This is a genomic window from Bacillus sp. JJ1532 (assembly GCF_036965085.1).
In the GTDB taxonomy this organism is placed as follows: Bacteria; Bacillota; Bacilli; order Bacillales; family Cytobacillaceae; genus Cytobacillus.
On sequence record NZ_JBALOW010000031.1, the window covers coordinates 15,497 to 34,126 of the forward strand.

Below are 18,630 nucleotides of genomic sequence, written 5' to 3' on the forward strand. Positions count from 1 at the left end.
AGTTAAGAAATGGACTTATGAACATCACTTTGATTATCCTTCTCGTATAACCAACATTTTGTAAAATGATCTGGACTAAATGTAAACGAAATAGGATCTTTCTTTTTACATATATCCATCGCATATTTACAACGTGGATGAAACCGACATCCTGGTATTTCATCCGATATATTAGGTAATGTTCCAGGTATTGGTTGGAGTTTAAAATCAGGATTGTCTACATCGGGAACTGATTTTAATAGTCCTTCGGTATAAGGGTGTTTTGGGGATGTAAAAATCTCCTCTACCGTCCCTTCTTCCACGATTTTCCCGGCATACATTATAATGACACGATCGGCGATTTCGGCAACTACTCCCATATCATGAGTGATCAGCAGCAATCCCATATTATATTGATCTTTCAAATCTTGAATTAAACCTAGGATTTGTGCTTGAATGGTTACATCAAGTGCGGTCGTCGGCTCATCTGCTAACAATAGTGCAGGATTACTAGCTAGCGCCATCGCGATCATTACACGCTGCCTCATACCACCACTTAGTTCATGTGGATACTGTTCTAGTCTTTTTTTGGAAGAAGGTATACCTACTTTGTCTAAAAGTTCAATAGCGCGTTCGTTTGCCTGCTTTTTAGTCATCCTAGTGTGTATCATTAACGACTCTCTAAGTTGAAAACCGATCGTAAACACTGGATTAAGTGCCGTCATCGGTTCTTGAAATATCATCGATATTTCCTTTCCTCTAATTTCTCTCATTTGCTCTTTGGATAATGTGTTCAATTCTTTACCTTGAAATTTAACTTTTCCTGCAGCTATTTTTCCGTTTTTAGGTAGTAGGCCCAAAATGGATAGAACGGTCATGCTTTTCCCACAGCCCGACTCACCTACGATACAAACTGTTTCTCCGCGGTCAACTTTCAAAGAAATATTGTTTATTGCTGTTACATCACCTTTAGAAGTAGAAAATGTAGTTGTTAAATTTTCTACTTCTAGTAAACTTTGATTCATCTAATCCCTACTTTCTATCGGATGACCTATTGCTTTTCCAGTTTAGTATAAGCTGGAGGAGCTACTGAAAGTCCACAAACCCTCTATAGCTTATTACAGATGCAATGAATCCTTATCTCCTTGAACATATTATTTAACTCAAAATTAATATACTTATTTTGAAAGATACCGTATTTTAATTTTAGGGGAATCTGTTACAGCCCAATTACTTGTCTAAAAAAACACTAAATTCCTTGGGGAGTTCGTAATGTTCTCATGGGCTGTATCTTTTTTAATAATGAGATTATCTTCAATACGAACGCCTCCAAGATTAGTAATGTAAATACCTGGCTCAATGGTAATTACCATGTTTTCTTGAAGTATATGGTCGGAAGTTAATGAGAAAAATGGATTTTCATGAATAGCTAACCCTAATCCATGACCACCACCATGGCCAAAATATTCTCCATATCCTTTTTCATGAATATAATCTCTAGCCAAAGCATCTACTTCTTTCCCACTCATGCCCACTTTAATATTTTCTTTACTATATGTTAATGCTTCTAATACAATGCCATGGATCTTTTTTAACTCCTCAGGTGGATTCCCGATCGCAATCGTTCTTGTAATATCAGAGTGATACCCTTGGTAGAGCGCACCGAAATCTAAAATAATCATTTCATTATCTTGGATGATTTTGTTACTAGGTCTTCCATGTGGAAGTGCCGAGCGGTATCCTGAAGCAACCGTCATTTGTCGCCCGTCCATGTCTCCGCCTTCTCTTCTTAAAATAAAGTTAAGTTGATTTGCCACTTCTAATTCGCTTAGACCAGGACGAATAAATTCACAAATTTCGACAAACGCTTTTTCTGTTATTTCTGCTGCCTTTTTCAACTTAGCAATTTCTTCTGGTGTTTTAATGGCACGAAATTCACTTAAAAATGCACTTATCGGGACTAATGTTGCATTCACTTTTTCTGATAGCATGATGAATTTTTCATAGTTCAGATCATCTGATTCAATCGCTAATCTATTAATATTTAATTGATCTATTTTTCGAATGACATTGTTATACATGGCATCTGACTGTTTGTACGTTATAATTTCAAAGCCTTTTACTTGTTCATATGCTTGATTTTCATAACGGAAATCCGTCATAAAAATGGCATCTGTTGTTGTAATAATGACAATTCCCGCAGAACCAGTGAACCCACTAACATAACGTCGATTCAGCGCATTCGTAATCAGTATTGCATCTACATCATTTTCTCTCAATTTTTTTTGTATGGAAGATATTAACGTCATTCCGACACCTGCTTTTAAGATTTATTTTTCAAACTATCTATTTTCAAATCTATTTTTAGAAATAGATTAAGATTTTTAGATTAGATTAGCAATCTACATGCAAACGAGATTGGGAATATGTTTTAAAAACTTTTTTCTAATTCATCGACAATTTTTCCAATATGATCAACTATTTTCTTGAAGTTCTCCATTGTTGTCATGTCTAAACCGACCATTTGAAACAAATCAAAGCCGTTTTTATTGCCGCCTTGTTTCAGTACATTCGTCCATTGTTCTCCTAAATAAACTCCTTCTGTTTTAATCCTTTGGGCAATGATAGTTGAAGCAGTAATTCCTACGGAATAGGTAAATGGATAAAGGCCCATGTAATAATGATTTTGTCTCATCCAAGTTAACTTGGCACCTTCATCAATCTCGACCGTATCTCCCCAAAATTCTGATAAAATTGCACCTTTTGTTTCACTGATAAAGGTAGTAGTTAATGGAATATTTTTTTCAGCGGCTTTATATAATCTTCGTAATAGTTCCGCTTCTAAAATATGGGTTACACAATTATGATGGTAACTCATCATTAAATACATGTTTAACCATCGTTGTAATCTTACATCGTCTTTTCTAGTTTCTTTTAAATAATTAACGATTAACTGTTCTACCATGGTAGACGGTGCTTCAGCAAAGTATTGTGACTGGGAAAAGTTAACTGCTGGTTGATGTTTTCCTGATAAAGAATAATGAATCGCATGTCCGAGCTCATGACCTAAAAGGAGCATATCGAACAGATTACCGCCCCAAGGGTAAAATGAATATCCGTGCACATTATATGTACCTCTTCCAAACGGAATCATTCTACAGCCCTTATTATTTGCATGATATATCCATCGATTATTGTATGCTTGTCGCATTTCCTCACGGTACTCTTCCCCAAGTACACTGACCGCTTCTACACTAATTTTTCCAGCTTCTTCAAAGGTAATAGAAGGATCATATTCAGGATCCAATGGTGCTTTAACATCTGAGAATAATAACTTATCTAATCCAAGTTGCTTTTTTCTAAGTTTGGCATATCTTTGAAAATGAGAAGATAATCCTTGCTGGAATGTATCTAAAATCTCTTCAAAAAATTCTGCTTTAACCCCATCAATTGAATAATAATCTTTAGAAGGGGTTGAATGTTGAAGTAGCATATCTATAGCGGATGGATACCCTCGTAATTTCGCTAACGCAACATGTTTATTAATTTCTGTTGCCAACGTTTTGGCTATACCATGTTGATGTTTTACTAATCCATTTTTTAATGAATTGAATGCGTTTCTACGTAATTCTGTATCTGGTGATGTTTCAATTTGTGCCATATACGTATGCAAAGAAATAGGGACTATTTTACCATTTTTATCTTTTACAGATTCGAATGCTAAATCAGAAGAATTGATAATTTTATAAATAAATTCAGCCGCTGTTAGCGTGTCATCTAAAATGATTAGTGCATTTTCTAATTCTTCGGACAAAGAATGATCGCGAATTTCATTAATTCTCTCTAAAAATCGCTGAAATGGCTTCAAATGCTTTTCTTCCTCTATGTACTTATCAATTACATGTTTCGGTATACTTAAAATAGTGTTAACAAAATTGATCTTTACGTCATTTGCTTTATTATCTAGATTATTCGAAATACCCAGCATGTTCTGATTATTCGAATTAGACTCTTCCTCAGAAAATTTATTAAATGCGTAACTAGTCGTACGATTTAGATCTGCTAAAAGTTGATTAAACTCAAGTAAGCTTTTCAATAAATCTTTGGAATTTCTTATAGAGAGAGGACGTGAATTCATTTCCGTTACCCTCTCATCCAACTCCGATAAAGAATGTTTCCATTCTTTATCCGAACTAAAAATATCCGTCAAATCCCAAGTTTCTTCTATCGGGACATTCTCACGGCTTATCTGGCCCATTATTTGATCACTCCATATCTTGTTAAGTTAGATGAGTAGGTAGTTTATGAGATCATTCGTGAATCCTACAACCTTTCAACATTATTTAGATCACAGGAATTTCCATTAAATCTTCACCGTAATATATTTTCCCTTTATATATTTCGCCCATTTCTTGAAGTACTTTTTCCTTTATTCCAGGTTGATCAAATATTGCTTCATTCATATGGGTTAACACGAGACTCTTAACATTCGCATTATTTGCAAGTTGGGCAAGCTCTATATGCCCCATGACGTCTTCATCTTTATCCATCATTCCGTTAATGTAATGACACATGTGGATGAGGACATCACAAGATTGTGCAAATTTTTCTAATCCCCCCTTTGGACCGCTATCCCCGGAATAAACGATTGATTTTCCACCATGTTCTAGACGAAATGCTAAAGGAGTTAAATATGGCTGTTGATGATAACCCTCTGTTACTTTCACTGTCCAGTTTTCTTCGCTAACTATATCGCCTTTTTCTAATTGTTGTAGTTTTGGATTTGGCTTTGCACGGGTACCATCCCCTCCACGTGAAGCATAAACTTGTAAGCTACTTTTGGCGTTTGTTCGAGCGACTAAATCTGGCCCGAAAAGTCCGTCCATCGAAATACAACCGTCGATAATTTGTTGTAACGGTTGTGGTCCATATATGTTCAAATCATCCACCTTACCTGCTCCTTGATCCCAATGCGTAAGCAGTAGTCTAGGTAGATCACCAATATGATCAAAATGATAGTGAGAAAGAAAGACATGCGTTATTTTTGTTATTGGTACACCAAGCTGTAGAAGTCTGTGATAAGCACCAAACCCATGATCGAAGATAATGTAATCATCATCTATTTGTATTAAATATCCAGAAGAAGCCCTGTTTAGTGAAGGGTCCGGAGTTCCTGTACCTAATAACCATAAGCGCATAACTTCCTCCTTTTTCTCTTGAATCATGTAAGATCACTCTCCCTTTTACCAAATTTTAACAATAATCATGTAAATCGTTTGTTCACTTTATCAAAAAATGTGACAGTAAGCGCCGTAAACTTCATAAGGAAAAAGTAAAATATTTCATGACGTTTCTGGGTAATGAAACGAGCCTTGTAAGAAGGGCTCAAGCCTTATTAACGTTTTCGATGCCTACCATCCATATTTGTCAAAGTCTTAATCTCATGTATTGGTAAATATATTTTTACTGTTTATATGCTTCGCTTAAGTTAATTACTCCGTTAGGTAAAACAATGACACCTTCAACAGATTTATTAAGACCAAGTGTATTTTTTGAGTGAAACATTGGCACCATAAAGATATCCTTAATGACTTGTTGATGCGCTGTATTAATTAATGTTTGACGCTTTTCTTCGTCAAGTGTTTGTCTTGCTTGAAATACTAATTCATCAAAATCCGGGTTACTATATTGACTACGGTTATTCCCGCCAATACCATCACTGTGGAAGAAACCATACATTGTTTCTAACCCAGTCATTGAATTCGAAGTATTAATGACAAACAAATCTTGTTTTCCTTCACCAGTTGCCTCAAGGAATGTTCCCCATTCCATCATTTCAATTTTTGTATTTAACCCAATTTCACTTAACTGAGCTTGAGTAACTTCTGCCATTCTTTTATAAGCCTGACGGTCTGATGTCGTGTATAGTGTAAGCTCATATTGATCATAACCCTTTTCTTCAATAATTTTACGAGCAGCTTCTGGATCATATTCATATTCATTTCCTAAAACAGACTCATCATAGTAAGTTACAGCTGGTCCAAATAATGTAGGGGAATAAAAACCATTTCCGCCTAATTGATTTACAAATGATTTTGCATCAATTCCCATTGCAACAGCTTTACGGAACTCAAAATCGTTCATTGGTTCTTTTTCCATATTAAAAGTAAAGAAGTAAGAACCAGATCCCTCTGTTTGAAATAATTTAGCATTCTTCATACTTTCCACTCGAGATATATTTTCTACTTCAACAGTAGCCACTACATCTGCATCCCCAGTTTCTAGCATGGATAAAGCAGTTGAAGCATTTGGAACGGTAACAAATGTAAGCTTATCTAACTTTGGTTCATCTCCCCAATAATTTTCATTTTTCGTCATTACGACACGGTCTCCACGTGTCCAACTTTCAAATTTAAATGGACCAGTTCCAACAGGTTTTTCCATTAAGTTTTGATTTTGATCTGATTCTGGACTAATAATTGCTAATGTAGACAGCGCAAGAACAGGGAGTACATCGGCATTTGGTTTATTAGTAGTCATTTTCACAGTATATTCATCTACTACCTCGATACCCTCCATAAATTTCAAGTAATGCGCACCAGGAGCAGCAGTATCAGGATCAACTAGTTGTTCAAAAGTGTACTTAACTGCTTCCGCATTAAATAGAGTGCCATCATGGAATTTCACTCCTTCTCTTAATTCAAATATCCAAGTATTATCGTCAGGATTCTCATAAGATGTTGCTAAATGAGGAACAATTTCCCCTGTTTCAGAATCTCTGCGAAATAAGTTTTCATACATATGATTTGTAGTTTGATAGGAGTTAATATCCGAGATCCTGGTAGGTGATAATCCAACAGGATCGGCTTCAATGGCTACTACAATTTCTTGTACAACATCTTCTTGAGCATCTTTTTCTGTATTACCATCTTTTACACTTTCAGTAGAGCTACAACCAATAAGCAAAATAGATAATACTAATAAACAAGTAAATAGTTTCATCTTTGTCAAGGTTGACTTCATTTTTATAATCTCCTTCTTATTTTAAATTTTTTTCATTTTTGGATCTAATGCATCTCTGAGAGCATCGCCCACAATATTAAATGCAAATACTACTAACATAATTGCGACTCCTGGAACGAGTACTAAGTGTGGCGAATTCCACATATGGATCTGACCATCTGCTATCATCGCTCCCCATTCTGGAGTTGGTGGTTGGGCACCAAGGCCTAGGAAACTTAAAGCAGCTGTCGATAAAATTGCTGTTGCCGTTTTCATTGTCCCAGTAACGATGATTGGAGCGGTACAATTTGGTAAAATATGTTTCAAGATAATTCTGAAATCATTCGCACCCATCGACCTTAAGGCAAGAATATATTCTTGTTTTTTAATACTTAAGACATTTCCCCTTATTAGCCTCGCAACAGACGGCATAGTCCAAATACTAATTGCAAATACTACGTTAATTAGATCCGTTCCTAAAATTGAAATAATCAATAATGCTAATAAAATACTCGGAAATGCAAACATTAAATCGATAATACGCATAATAATTCCATCCAGGCGGCTATAATAGCCTGATATTAAACCTAATGCAACACCTCCTATCAGTCCCAATACTGTTGCTCCTACACCAACAAATAAAGAAATGCGGGCACCATAAACTAGGCGACTCCAGACGTCTCTTCCATACTGATCAGTACCTAGCCAATGTCCTTCACTTCCAATTTTTAAATGAGAAGCTGCTAAATTCTGGTGGGTTGGTTCATAGAAAACTATAAAAGGAGCAAATACTGCTAAAATTATTTGGATAGCAATAATACTAATCCCAATAATTGCAAGACGGTTTTTTAATAGATTACCTAATAAATCAATAAAAGCATTCGGGCTTTTTATTTGACTTGATTTTTCAGTCGAAATCTCCCCTGCTGACATCTATTTCATCAACTCCTTTTATTCATACTTGATTCGAGGATCTACCATAGCATATAGTAAGTCGACAATGAGATTCACAACGACAAACAAAGTTGCAATTAGTAAAACTCCACCTTGCACCATTGGCGAATCCCGTTGAGATATCGCATCAATCATTAAACGCCCTAAACCATTAATAGCAAAAACTTGTTCTACGATGATCGTTCCACCTAGTAAAATACCAAAGTTCAAGCCAACCACCGTTAATACAGAGATCATCGCATTTCGAAATGCATGCAACAAAATAACTTTACTTTCTTTCACACCTTTTGCTCTTGCTGTACGAATATAGTCGGCATTTATTACCTCTAGCATTTCTGATCTTGTCATTCTCGCAATCATTGCTGCGGATGCGGTCCCTAAAGTAATACTAGGCAATACCATTTCTTTGAAACCCTGCAATGTGTACCACGGATTACTCATACCAGTTACCGGAAACCACTGTAAGTTAACAGAGAATAGTAATATTAGTACAGTTCCAAACCAAAAGTTAGGAATGGAAACACCAACTAATGCAGTAGTTGTACTAGCATAATCTAACCAAGTGTTTTGTTTTAGTGCTGAAACTATTCCCATGGTAACCCCGATGAAAGTGGCAACAATAATACTTGAAATAGTTAATTTCAAAGTTGTTGGGAATCTACTAAATAGGGCTTGTGCAACATCTTGGCTCGATTGATAAGAGTATCCTAGATCTCCTTGTAAAAGACCTAACATATAATTTCCGTATTGAACTAGTATAGGATCATTCAACCCCATATTTATTCGAATTTGCTCTATCGTTTCTGCTGAAGCTTCGGTACCTGCAATGATCGTAGCAGGATCACCTGGTGTAATATGCATACTTAGAAAGACAATAAATGATATTCCAATAAGTAGAAAAATCATTTGCACCAGTCTTGTTGCAATTAATCGAATCAAAAAAACACCCCTTCCTCACAAACCCTTTGTTTATAATGTTCCTAATATTTAGATTTTTTAAATCGTATTACAGGTTCATATTCAAGCGGACTTAAATTCCTTTACATTATGTATTTTAAGTAGTTTGTATTCCCTTACATTTAATCTGCTGTAAGCAAGTTGGAATTACTTTATGTTTATATTTTTAGAGATTTATCTCCCTTTACATTCAATGGTTTGTTAAGGGAATTGTCATTCTTTTTTAATCCATTATAAATTTCGAGTGATTTTTCATTCTATTTAATATTTCTCCAAAGCAATAATTCGATGAAATTACGGTATACGATACTCCCCCTTTTCGTTTTTTAATCCAGGTAGGTGCGTAGGAATTTTGTAAGCTATTTAATAACGCTTACATTCACTACTTAAACATTTAATACCTTTATGCTTACTTCACATATAAACATGCAATTAACATGCCAAAAATTTTTTTCTAATTTCGCTTTCTTCGAAGTTGCAAATCGAAATAAGCGATAAAATAGAAAATTCTACAAAATTACACAATATGAAAAAATAAACTTTGGAAATTAAATTGAGAATAATAATGATAAAAATGCATTTATGTAAATTTTTTTNNNGCGTAAAAATATTTAAAAAATTTAGAATAGAATGTAAAAATATTTTAAATGTGATTTTATAAAGTATAAATTTTTAAACATTTGATACTTTAAAATAGAAACATAATTTTCTTCTGACTAAATTTCGACTAGTGGTATCGTGGCAGAAACTTGCTGGGTCAGAGCTTGACTAGTAGAACTTTGCTTAAGATTGTAGCGTAACAAATAACCAATTAATTTTAGTTTTCGTAAAAATACCAACAATACAGAGCTGATGCTTATTTATTCCACACGGGCAAAAGTCCTGCTTAGAAGAGTATATCTGGCCTTCACCTTGTGGATACGAAGGACGATGAAGGAATATAGGGATGAGATCCCCATGAAAGGGGCAGAGAAAGCGACCATATGCAATGTGGAGAAAACACGCACGGTTATACCACCTTTTACCTTGATAAAACAATCTTGTCATTAGGATGGGTTCCCATATGTTTAAATATTGAGAACTCATGATCTCTCATTTAATTACTCAAAAATTCTTTAACAGGATGTTTAAGTATTATTGAGGAAACAAGGGCTTTTGGAAGTTTAATATAGGGAAGTGACGAAAGAGATAAAAAATAAAATAGTAACTTTTAAGCTGGTCCTTTTGAAGTACTTGTTAATTTTGTTAATACTGTAGGTGTTATGGGGAAAGGGATTACCCTTAATTCAAGCAAGCTTTTCCTGAAGTTTTTATAGCTTACCAACAAGCATATTGAGTCCTATTTCTGGTATATTTCTTGCATATTATTTCTATTAAAAATCAAAAGGAGTTTATGTCAAATGAACAAAAGTGATGTGATGGATAATTTCCATGGTACAGAAGTAACAGATCCTTTTAGGTGGTTAGAGAATGCTGATTCAGTAGAAACAAAGAAGTGGACGGAAGAGCAACATCAAAATACAGAAGATTACTTAAATAGCTTCCCAGACCGGAAGTATATTAAACAGAGTATTACGAATAGGCTAAATTATGAAAAATACTCACTTCCACAATTAATTGGAGATTATTACTATTTTCACAAAAATAGTAGTCTACATAATCAACCGATTTTTTACCGTACAAAAAATTTGCAAGATACGGAGCTCGAAATTGTATTTAACCCTAACTTGTTAAGCGAAGAAGGAATAGTTGCATTAACGAATGTAACATTTAGTAAAGACGGTAAATGGATGGCTTATGCCCTGTCCCGAAATGGAAGTGATGGCAGAGAAATTAAAGTGAAAAATCTCGAGACTTGTGAAGATTATCCTGACTCTTTGAAGCTAAGAAGGCATTCATCTATCGCATGGGTTGAAAAGAATAATGGGTTTTATTATAGTAATTACCCGATCTTGAACGGACCAGCAAACGAAGAGGCAAGTTACCATAATAGGGTTTTTTGGCATCAGATCGGAACTTCCCAAGAAGAAGATGTGCTTATTTTTGAAGATCCTGAACAGAAAGAACTTGCTTATGAACCGTTCATTTCCAATAATAACGAGTATTTATTGTTAAGAGCTCATAATGGTCCACAACCTGTAAGTAGAATTTATTTTACTGAATTAGAAAAAGCTAATTCGTTTTCTCGGCTTTTTGAAGACGATAAAGCAAATTATACTTTTATTTGTAATGAGGGAGATCTGTTTTATTATTTAACAAGTGAAGGCGCTTTAAATGGAAGGGTCGTTGCCATTAATTTTAAACGGCCTCAAAAAGATAATTGGATTGAGATTATTCCTGAACAAGAAGAAACAATGGTTTCTGTAACAAAATTGCATGATTATTTCATTGTGTCTTCCATGCATAATGTCAATGGAAAATTAAGCTTATACACGATGGATGGTGCTTTCCATAAGGAAGTCCCTCTCCCAGATCATGTTACCGTTACTGGGGTAGGTGCTACAAAAACTAAAGAAGAAATTTTAGTAGCTTATACTTCCTTTTTCCAACCTACACAAATTATGAAATATCAGATAAATAAAAATGAGTTATCTGCTATATTTACAGTCGAAGCTCCTAGGATCAATAAATCCGAATATGAAACAAAACAAGTTTCATATCCTTCAAAAGATGGGACCATCATACCCATGTATTTAATTCATAAAAAAAACATAGCATTAAAAGGCAATAATCCCGTACTCCTTTCTGTATATGGAGGATATAAAATTAGTAAAACGCCGACATTTTCCCCAGAAATTATGACATGGTTAGATGCTGGTGGAGTTTACGCTCTAGCTAACATTCGTGGAGGTGGAGAATTTGGTCAAAAATGGCATGAAGGTGCTATATTGGAAAAGAAACAAAACACCTTTGATGATGCTATATTTGCTGTAGAATGGTTAATAGAAAACAACTATACGAATTCTAAGAAAATAGCAATTATAGGGAGAAGTAATGGTGGGTTAGTTGTTGGCGCTTGTATTATCCAACGTCCAGATTTATTTGGAGCAGCATTATGTTTAGTGCCGGTTACTGATATGCTTCGCTTTCATAAGTTTACGTTTGGAAGATATTGGTTAAATGAATTTGGCAATGCTGAATTAACTGCAGACCATTTTAAATTTATATATCCATATTCTCCTTTGCATAATGTAAAAAAAGGTACAGCTTATCCACCAACATTTGTTACAACAGCAGACTGTGATGACCGTGTTGTCCCTATACATGCAAAAAAATTTACAGCTACTTTACAAGAAGTACAATCAGGGCCGAATCCCATCATATATAAAGAGCAAAAAAATGCTGGGCATGGAGAAGGAAAGCCTACATTAAAATTAATTGAGGAACAAACCGACTTACTGACTTTTTTGTTTAAGGAATTAGATGTGGAACTCCCTAGAAATGAGAATTCATAATCATTTGTATTCTTTCGTTTTTGGGACATTTCTAATGAATGGTGACGTTGCACGAAACTTGTAGACTCAAATCACAACTTGCTGGGTTGCTCAATAAATTGCTGAGTTGGACCGTAACGTCCCCCGGAGACTTCGAACGCCCGACTGCTGTCAAGCAAGAACTTGCGGAGTTAAAAGGGTGTGGATAGAATTAGCAAAATTTGTCCCGTGGGACTTACTGAGTAAGATCGGAATTTTATTCTTGTACTCGATGAAATTGACAAAAAATACCAGGGAGATCCAGAAAGTCAGTGAAGACTGATTTTCTGTGATATCCCTTTTCTTTTCCCGAATTTAACAGTAAAAAAGCAAAAGCTCTCCTGTAATAGCAATATACCTCCTTATAAGACTTTGTAATTTTCTTAATAAATTGCTGCTGAAATAATTCCAGAGTCTGTTTGATAGCTAGCTAGCGGGTAAGCAGGAATCTCTTCATCCAACGGTTTGGATTAACCTTTTCTACTTCACCTGTGGCTAAGCCGTAAAGTAAAGCCTTTAATCCAAGAAAATTTTGTTTGACTAAATGCCCGTTTGATTTTTGTCCTAGATTTCCAATTCTTGATTTCCTTTCGTTTCAAAGAGGATGGCTAGATTGCTGTGATTAGTTGCATTGATATTGTCGTAGTTTAAGCCCATCATAATAGCAGTAACAATTTCTCCTTTGATGTCGATCCTGTATCTCTTATCACCACTACCTATTTGATAACGATCAATATGCATATACCCGGAATCTTTTAATACATAGTATACATAGACGTTCATTTGGCGTGTAAGGTCATTATAAAGCCTTCTTGATTACCGGGTAACTACGATAAAAGACATCAATAATCTTTTTTACCTCTTGATCCTGACAAAATTCATTGCAGTTCAATGGTTTGCTGGCAATAAAAAGAACAAGTCCCCCAGTTCGGTAACACTTTACCAGACTAGGGGACTTGCCAAAAAATAAAATATCATGTTTTCATTTTGTATCTTCTATTTCAAAGGACTCAGTAATTTCAATGCTATTTTTCACAGATTGAACCATGGAACAATTTTTCATAGCGACGATTAAAGCTTTTTCTATCTTTGTCTCATTCAACTCTACTCCTAAAATCACAAAATGGAGGTGAATCTTTTCTATTCGATTAGCTGCCTTTTCATTTCTTTCTACATCCGCTTGAATAATAATATCTTGATAGGAAATTCGCATTCTTTCTAAAACTTTTCGTAAAGTTCCTCCGCTACAAACGGCAATAGATGAAACAAGAAGTTGATATGGGCGAAATCCATATTGGTCATTACCAGAAACATTAAGTTCTCCGTAGGCACATTCCGTTACAAATCCATTTTCAGTCATATGAAAGTTCATCAAGGATACTCCTTTAAAATTATTTATATTGGTAGAAAAAACATCTAAACCCTTTTCTTGTACTCTATCTTAATTAATTATTCATAACATTACAAATTTTTAGGTGAATCGCTTGCCCCCCACCATATTAAAGTTAGCCGTGCAAGTGCTCACACACCACTACCGCATCAATAATACCCAACCAAAGTTTTCCTTTACTGAATCTATTTTTAATGAGGATAAGAAAATAATATTAAGGTATATTACTATAACTTAGCATTTCTTTCACTGTGAATCTCATAACTACACCACCTAATTTTAAAAAGAAGAACTTGCTACACGCAAGTTCTTCCATAAGCTCAAATTAAACTACTTTTAGTGACTTTATGAGATTAATCCTTAAAATCTAGTGCTATTCTAGTATCTTCCCTTCCGTTTCCGGAATAAACAGTATGGTGATCATTGTTACCACAACAAACGCCTCTATGAATGAAACGGTTGCCCCAAATGTCCATCCCATTCCAATGACGAAACCGATTATCGATGGGGCAAAAGTATTTGCCCAGCGCTGTGATGCTGCTCCAAAGCTGTAGCCAGCACCGCGGACATTTGTCGGATAAACTTCCCCAAACCATGTATTCCAAACTGCCCATGCCCCTTGATTAAAGAAAGAAAGAAGAAAGTTAAATGCATATAGCTCAACCATATTTGTTGAAAAGGCGAATAAGAAACCACTGATGGCTGCACCAGTTACAAATAGGAACAATATCTTTTTTCTGCCAAACCTAGCAGTAAGATGGGAAGCAGCCATATAACCTGGTATCTGCATAATCGAAGTTAATGCAAGAAAACCTAAGCTTTGTGACATAGATAACCCTTTTTCCATTAACAATGTCGGAATCCATGTATACAATCCCCAATATCCAAATGCAAGCGTAAAGTTTACAATTGTTTGCAATGACGTTAACTTTAGCCATTTCCCTCTAAAAATCTCAAAATAGTTGGCTTGTTTTACATTTAAAACTTCTAAATTCGTATTTTGATCTAGATTAATTTGATCCTTACTTAAAAATTTAATGACCGCTTTCGCTTCCTCCTGACGTCCTTTACCAGCCAGCCAGTATGGAGATTCAGGGATTTTCAGCAGCATAAATGCCCATAATCCGCCTAAAGAACTAATAAATAGGACCACTCTCCAGCCGCCTAGAGCGCCTTCAACCTCCATAAATAAAACCGTAACTCCTACAGCAATAAGGACTCCGATTGGCCAACCTGCTGATAAATAACCGCCATATTTTCCTCGTTGTTTCACAGGAAGCATTTCCTCAAAATATGGGAAGATACAAACTAGCATTCCTGCCAATGCTAAGCCTGCTAATAGCCTGCCTGCATACAGCATTTCAAAGTTAACAGAAAACACACTGATTAAAGAAAATAAAGTGTAAAGCAATAAACTATACATCATTGTTTTTTTACGGCCAATCTTATCGGAAATGAATCCCCAAATATAAGCCCCGGGAATCATTCCTAAAAAGATAGCTCCAATGATTGAACCTGTTTGTACTGCTGTTAAGTTAAATTCAGCTGCAATCTCCCCACTAAGAAAGATAATAATCATCATTTCCCATGCTTCAACTACAAAGGCAAAGAATAGAACCATCCCTACAAAAGCATGTCGGCTGTTAAAGGGCATGTCTTTAAATAGTTCGCCTACCTGCACCACTGATTCAGCTTTTTTTCTTAATGCACCATTTACCATGGTAAAAACCCCCAATTATAACTGAATTTTCAGTAATTTCTCCTTATTTTTTGCCCTTCTTTTTACTGACAGCAATCTTTAAAATAGCCCCCATTGGCAAACTTCTTTCTCTGGTGGAGACTGATAACCTACTAATTTACTATGGCTCCAATTAAATTTTTGCTTAATTTCAACTAAGAATTCTGCATATTTTAGCGGTGCCAAACTTGCATCAATAACAGGAACTCCGATTTCTTCTTGAACCTCATTATAAAATCCAAATTCCATTGTGCAGCCTAGGATTATGACATCTGCACCATCTTTATCTACCGCCTCTTTTGCAGCTTGTTTTATGCGGCTAGATGTTTCATGATGGTCTTTTTGAAAATCATGGACACCTAAATCAATTGATTTGAATGAGGCTAATTTGTCTGCAAATCCATATTTGTGGACATTTTCTTTCATCTCTGGAATCCATTTTCTTCTCCCAACTACGATAGAAACACTTTCACCTAATGTTGTCGCAATATGCAAGCTGGCCTCTGCTGGTGCTGTGACTACCATTTTCTTTGAAACTTCCCTAGCAGCCCTTAAGATTGGATCATAAAAACAGCCAATTATCGCAGCATCATATCCGTCCTCTTCAGCTTTTTTAATTAATTTTAGTAATTCTGGCATAATCATTACTTCATAACAGTTATATTCAAGATGAATGGGACCATTAGCAGGAACTAAAGATACAACATCAACTATTGTGTCAGGCTGTTTTACTTTTTGGAATTCCTCTGCAAAAGTTTGATTAAATAAATCTGTAGTAATTGGATTGATCCATAGAATTCTTTTACTCACGTTAATTCCTCTCTTCTATTCAAAGTTATTATGAAAATCATTCTGGATGAATTAATTATCGTGTGTATTGGACCTGGTGAAATGTTAATTTTTTTGCAGAACTATGAAAGGAGCCCTCCTTAAGGAGGTTATCTAGGTAAGATCATTAGCGTTATGTGAGCTAAATTCATATATTGAGGGGGCGCTTGTCAATTAATTTAATAGACTTGCACTCATCCTAACCAATAATAGCCGCCCCCATGTCTTTCTATTATTCTTTAACTAATACCCATACAATTTCACAAGGTTCTTGTGCTGTATTAAGACACCAGTGTTCTTCACCTGCTGGAATAAAGGTTGCTTCACCCGCTTGAATCTGAAAGGATTCCCCGCCACTTTCACCCTTTAAGCTTCCTTTTACAATAAATGAATATTCATTTCCTTCATGGCAAGACAATCCTTCGACTGGAACACGTTCCCCTGGTGCAATACTTACTTTTCCAAACTGGATATCTGCATGTTTTCTTTCATCATGAAAAAAGGTATCCATGATCGTTTTAGTAGCATCAAAACTTTTTGTCTCTTGAACAACTTTCATTTCTTTCCCTCCTATTCTAACTGCGGATGCTTAATTCTTTATATTCTCCTGTTTGTAAATCTACTTCTACTCCAAAGACCTCTCGTGCCTGCTCTGGCGTAATGTATTCACTTTTTACATCTTTAGCAACAAGATGGGCTGGACGTTCAAGAGGATTTCCATAGCCCCCTCCTGTACCAGTCATTAATTTAACGACATCACCCTTATTCAGTGGATAACGGGCATATACTCCAAATGGTCCTTCAATTTCCCCAGTTGCCTTTTCAATATAGAACTCATTATTGGACCCATCCATGCCTCCATTCGCACCCCAAGGTTTTGTTTGATTTCTTCCGTAAGTAATAGTAGCAGATTGACCATCTGTTAAAGCTCTGTACGAACGAATGACTCCAGAACCGCCAACTGCCTTCCCGGATCCTGCTCCATCTGTTCTCAAACTATATTCATCTATTAAAACTCCATAACGAGTTTCAGCTACTTCAACAGGAACATTGTATGTTTCACCATCAGCCACACAGAACTGTCCAGCAGCACCATCTTGTCCTTCTGCTGCACCCCAACCGCCGACTGAAGGTTCCACAATTAAAAACGGTTCATTCGTATCTTGATGTAATCCTGTCAGTGTTACGGAACATACAGATAAATGATGACCTGCTGCAAGTCTTTCCGGTAAATGTGGAGCCATCGCCTTCCAGATTAAATCTAAGCTGCCTAAAAGTGTTTCAAAGTAATTAGAAACAGGAGCTGGCCGCTCTGCTGACATAATAGATTTCCGGTCTACCAATACTTTTAATGGTCTGAATACCCCATCATTGACATCTTGTGATGGATTCGTCATCGCAAGAAAAATAACTCGTACCGCTGACACAAGACCAGTATATGAACAATTCACTGTTCCAGGCACTTGCGGATGGCTGCCGCGGAAATCGCAAATAAACTCGTCATCAGTAATCGTTACCTTAACTTTAATAGGAAACGGTCCATTACCAATTCCGTCTGTTTCAATTACATCTTCAGCTTCAAAGGTACCTTTTGGCAATTTAACAAGTTCTTTTCTAGCCAATTGTTCCCCATGATCGAGTAAATAATCGATTGAAGCTTGGATAATATCCCGTCCATGCTTATCACATAATTCCCTTACCCTCTTATCACCTGTTTTCAATGCTGCAACCTGTGCCCACATATCTCCAAGAGAAAGTTCAGGAAAGCGAACATTTGCCTCTAATACATCGACAAGTCCTTGGTTAACAATGCCTTCACTAAATAGTTTCACACATGGAAACTGGAGTCCCTCTTGAAAAATTTCCGTTGCATCATTAGTGAATGAGCCTGGATCTTTCCCACCCACTTCCGTCCAGTGAGCTTTATTTGCTGAAAATGCGATCAATTCACCTTCGTGAAAGATTGGCATGACTAATCCAACATCCGATAAATGCGATCCGCCGCCGCCATATGGATCATTGATGATGATAATATCTCCAGGTTTTAGGTTGCCGTCTTTACCAAATTTCTCGATTGTTTGTTTGACCATAAAGGTTAACATTCCAATAAATCCGGTTACGCCATTCCCCTGGGTCAAAAGCTGTCCTTTAGAATCTGTTAACCCACTTGCGTAGTCAAGAACTTCATAAATAATAGGGCTCATTGAAGTGCGTGCAAGTGCATAAAACATTTCATCCCCTGTAGCAAGTAAGGAATCTTTTACAATTTCTAAAGTAAATGGATCTACCTTCACATTTGTCTTTACCAT

General features: G+C 35.9%; 14 protein-coding genes. 1 reads left to right on the top strand and 13 read right to left on the bottom strand.

The window, feature by feature from the left end; all coding sequences use genetic code 11:
- Positions 1-2: 2 nt before the first annotated feature.
- From V7122_RS11975 to nikB, 7 genes are all read right to left on the bottom strand, one after another.
- Entirely contained in the window at positions 3-1,004 is a 1,002-nt protein-coding gene (locus tag V7122_RS11975; RefSeq protein WP_335526920.1) for an ABC transporter ATP-binding protein, read from the bottom strand.
- Between the two features lie 213 nt (positions 1,005-1,217).
- Positions 1,218-2,288 carry a M24 family metallopeptidase gene (locus tag V7122_RS11980; protein ID WP_335526922.1) on the bottom strand — a complete coding sequence of 357 codons (1,071 nt, stop codon included), beginning with the start codon at positions 2,286-2,288 and terminating at the stop codon, positions 1,218-1,220.
- A 122-nt stretch (positions 2,289-2,410) separates the two neighbouring features.
- Positions 2,411-4,237 carry a M3 family metallopeptidase gene (locus tag V7122_RS11985; RefSeq protein WP_335526924.1) on the bottom strand — a complete coding sequence of 609 codons (1,827 nt, stop codon included), beginning with the start codon at positions 4,235-4,237 and terminating at the stop codon, positions 2,411-2,413.
- Between the two features lie 85 nt (positions 4,238-4,322).
- Positions 4,323-5,204, bottom strand: coding sequence for an MBL fold metallo-hydrolase (locus V7122_RS11990; protein ID WP_335526926.1), 882 nt, complete (start codon positions 5,202-5,204; stop codon positions 4,323-4,325).
- 238 nt (positions 5,205-5,442) lie between these two features.
- Complete coding sequence (locus tag V7122_RS11995) at positions 5,443-7,002, bottom strand: ABC transporter substrate-binding protein (protein WP_335526928.1); 1,560 nt, start codon at positions 7,000-7,002, stop codon at positions 5,443-5,445.
- 21 nt (positions 7,003-7,023) lie between these two features.
- Positions 7,024-7,914 carry an ABC transporter permease gene (locus tag V7122_RS12000; protein WP_335485839.1) on the bottom strand — a complete coding sequence of 297 codons (891 nt, stop codon included), beginning with the start codon at positions 7,912-7,914 and terminating at the stop codon, positions 7,024-7,026.
- A gap of 18 nt (positions 7,915-7,932) precedes the next feature.
- Entirely contained in the window at positions 7,933-8,874 is a 942-nt protein-coding gene (gene nikB, locus V7122_RS12005; RefSeq protein WP_335485835.1) for a nickel ABC transporter permease, read from the bottom strand.
- Between the two features lie 1,418 nt (positions 8,875-10,292).
- Here nikB and V7122_RS12010 point away from each other — a divergent pair.
- Positions 10,293-12,347, top strand: a complete 2,055-nt coding sequence (locus V7122_RS12010) for a prolyl oligopeptidase family serine peptidase (protein WP_335526930.1) — start codon at positions 10,293-10,295, stop codon at positions 12,345-12,347.
- Positions 12,348-12,929: 582 nt separating this feature from the next.
- Here V7122_RS12010 and V7122_RS12015 read toward each other — a convergent pair.
- The 6 genes from V7122_RS12015 to V7122_RS12040 all read right to left on the bottom strand — a co-directional run bounded on the left by V7122_RS12015 (position 12,930) and on the right by V7122_RS12040 (position 18,630).
- Complete coding sequence (locus V7122_RS12015) at positions 12,930-13,148, bottom strand: hypothetical protein (RefSeq protein WP_335485829.1); 219 nt, start codon at positions 13,146-13,148, stop codon at positions 12,930-12,932.
- A 199-nt stretch (positions 13,149-13,347) separates the two neighbouring features.
- Positions 13,348-13,737 carry an OsmC family protein gene (locus V7122_RS12020; RefSeq protein ID WP_335526932.1) on the bottom strand — a complete coding sequence of 130 codons (390 nt, stop codon included), beginning with the start codon at positions 13,735-13,737 and terminating at the stop codon, positions 13,348-13,350.
- Positions 13,738-14,128: 391 nt separating this feature from the next.
- Positions 14,129-15,475 carry an MFS transporter gene (locus V7122_RS12025; RefSeq protein WP_335526934.1) on the bottom strand — a complete coding sequence of 449 codons (1,347 nt, stop codon included), beginning with the start codon at positions 15,473-15,475 and terminating at the stop codon, positions 14,129-14,131.
- Positions 15,476-15,553: 78 nt separating this feature from the next.
- Positions 15,554-16,303, bottom strand: coding sequence for an aspartate/glutamate racemase family protein (locus V7122_RS12030; protein WP_335526936.1), 750 nt, complete (start codon positions 16,301-16,303; stop codon positions 15,554-15,556).
- A 250-nt stretch (positions 16,304-16,553) separates the two neighbouring features.
- A complete protein-coding gene (locus tag V7122_RS12035; RefSeq protein ID WP_335345086.1) occupies positions 16,554-16,880 on the bottom strand; it encodes a cupin domain-containing protein in 327 nt (108 codons plus the stop codon).
- A gap of 16 nt (positions 16,881-16,896) precedes the next feature.
- Positions 16,897-18,630: a hydantoinase B/oxoprolinase family protein gene (locus V7122_RS12040; RefSeq protein ID WP_335526938.1), complete on the bottom strand. Its 1,734-nt coding sequence runs from the start codon at positions 18,628-18,630 to the stop codon at positions 16,897-16,899.

Bases quoted from the DNA above. Each gene is read 5' to 3' on its own strand.
- V7122_RS11975 (WP_335526920.1), bottom strand. From the start codon at position 1,004: ATGAATCAAAGTTTACTAGAAGTAGAAAATTTAACAACTACATTTTCT.
- V7122_RS11980 (WP_335526922.1), bottom strand. From the start codon at position 2,288: ATGACGTTAATATCTTCCATACAAAAAAAATTGAGAGAAAATGATGTA.
- V7122_RS11985 (WP_335526924.1), bottom strand. From the start codon at position 4,237: ATGGGCCAGATAAGCCGTGAGAATGTCCCGATAGAAGAAACTTGGGAT.
- V7122_RS11990 (WP_335526926.1), bottom strand. From the start codon at position 5,204: ATGATTCAAGAGAAAAAGGAGGAAGTTATGCGCTTATGGTTATTAGGT.
- V7122_RS11995 (WP_335526928.1), bottom strand. From the start codon at position 7,002: ATGAAGTCAACCTTGACAAAGATGAAACTATTTACTTGTTTATTAGTA.
- V7122_RS12000 (WP_335485839.1), bottom strand. From the start codon at position 7,914: ATGTCAGCAGGGGAGATTTCGACTGAAAAATCAAGTCAAATAAAAAGC.
- V7122_RS12010 (WP_335526930.1), top strand. From the start codon at position 10,293: ATGAACAAAAGTGATGTGATGGATAATTTCCATGGTACAGAAGTAACA.
- V7122_RS12015 (WP_335485829.1), bottom strand. From the start codon at position 13,148: ATGAACGTCTATGTATACTATGTATTAAAAGATTCCGGGTATATGCAT.
- V7122_RS12020 (WP_335526932.1), bottom strand. From the start codon at position 13,737: ATGAACTTTCATATGACTGAAAATGGATTTGTAACGGAATGTGCCTAC.
- V7122_RS12025 (WP_335526934.1), bottom strand. From the start codon at position 15,475: ATGGTAAATGGTGCATTAAGAAAAAAAGCTGAATCAGTGGTGCAGGTA.
- V7122_RS12035 (WP_335345086.1), bottom strand. From the start codon at position 16,880: ATGAAAGTTGTTCAAGAGACAAAAAGTTTTGATGCTACTAAAACGATC.
- V7122_RS12040 (WP_335526938.1), bottom strand. From the start codon at position 18,630: ATGGTAAAGACAAATGTGAAGGTAGATCCATTTACTTTAGAAATTGTA.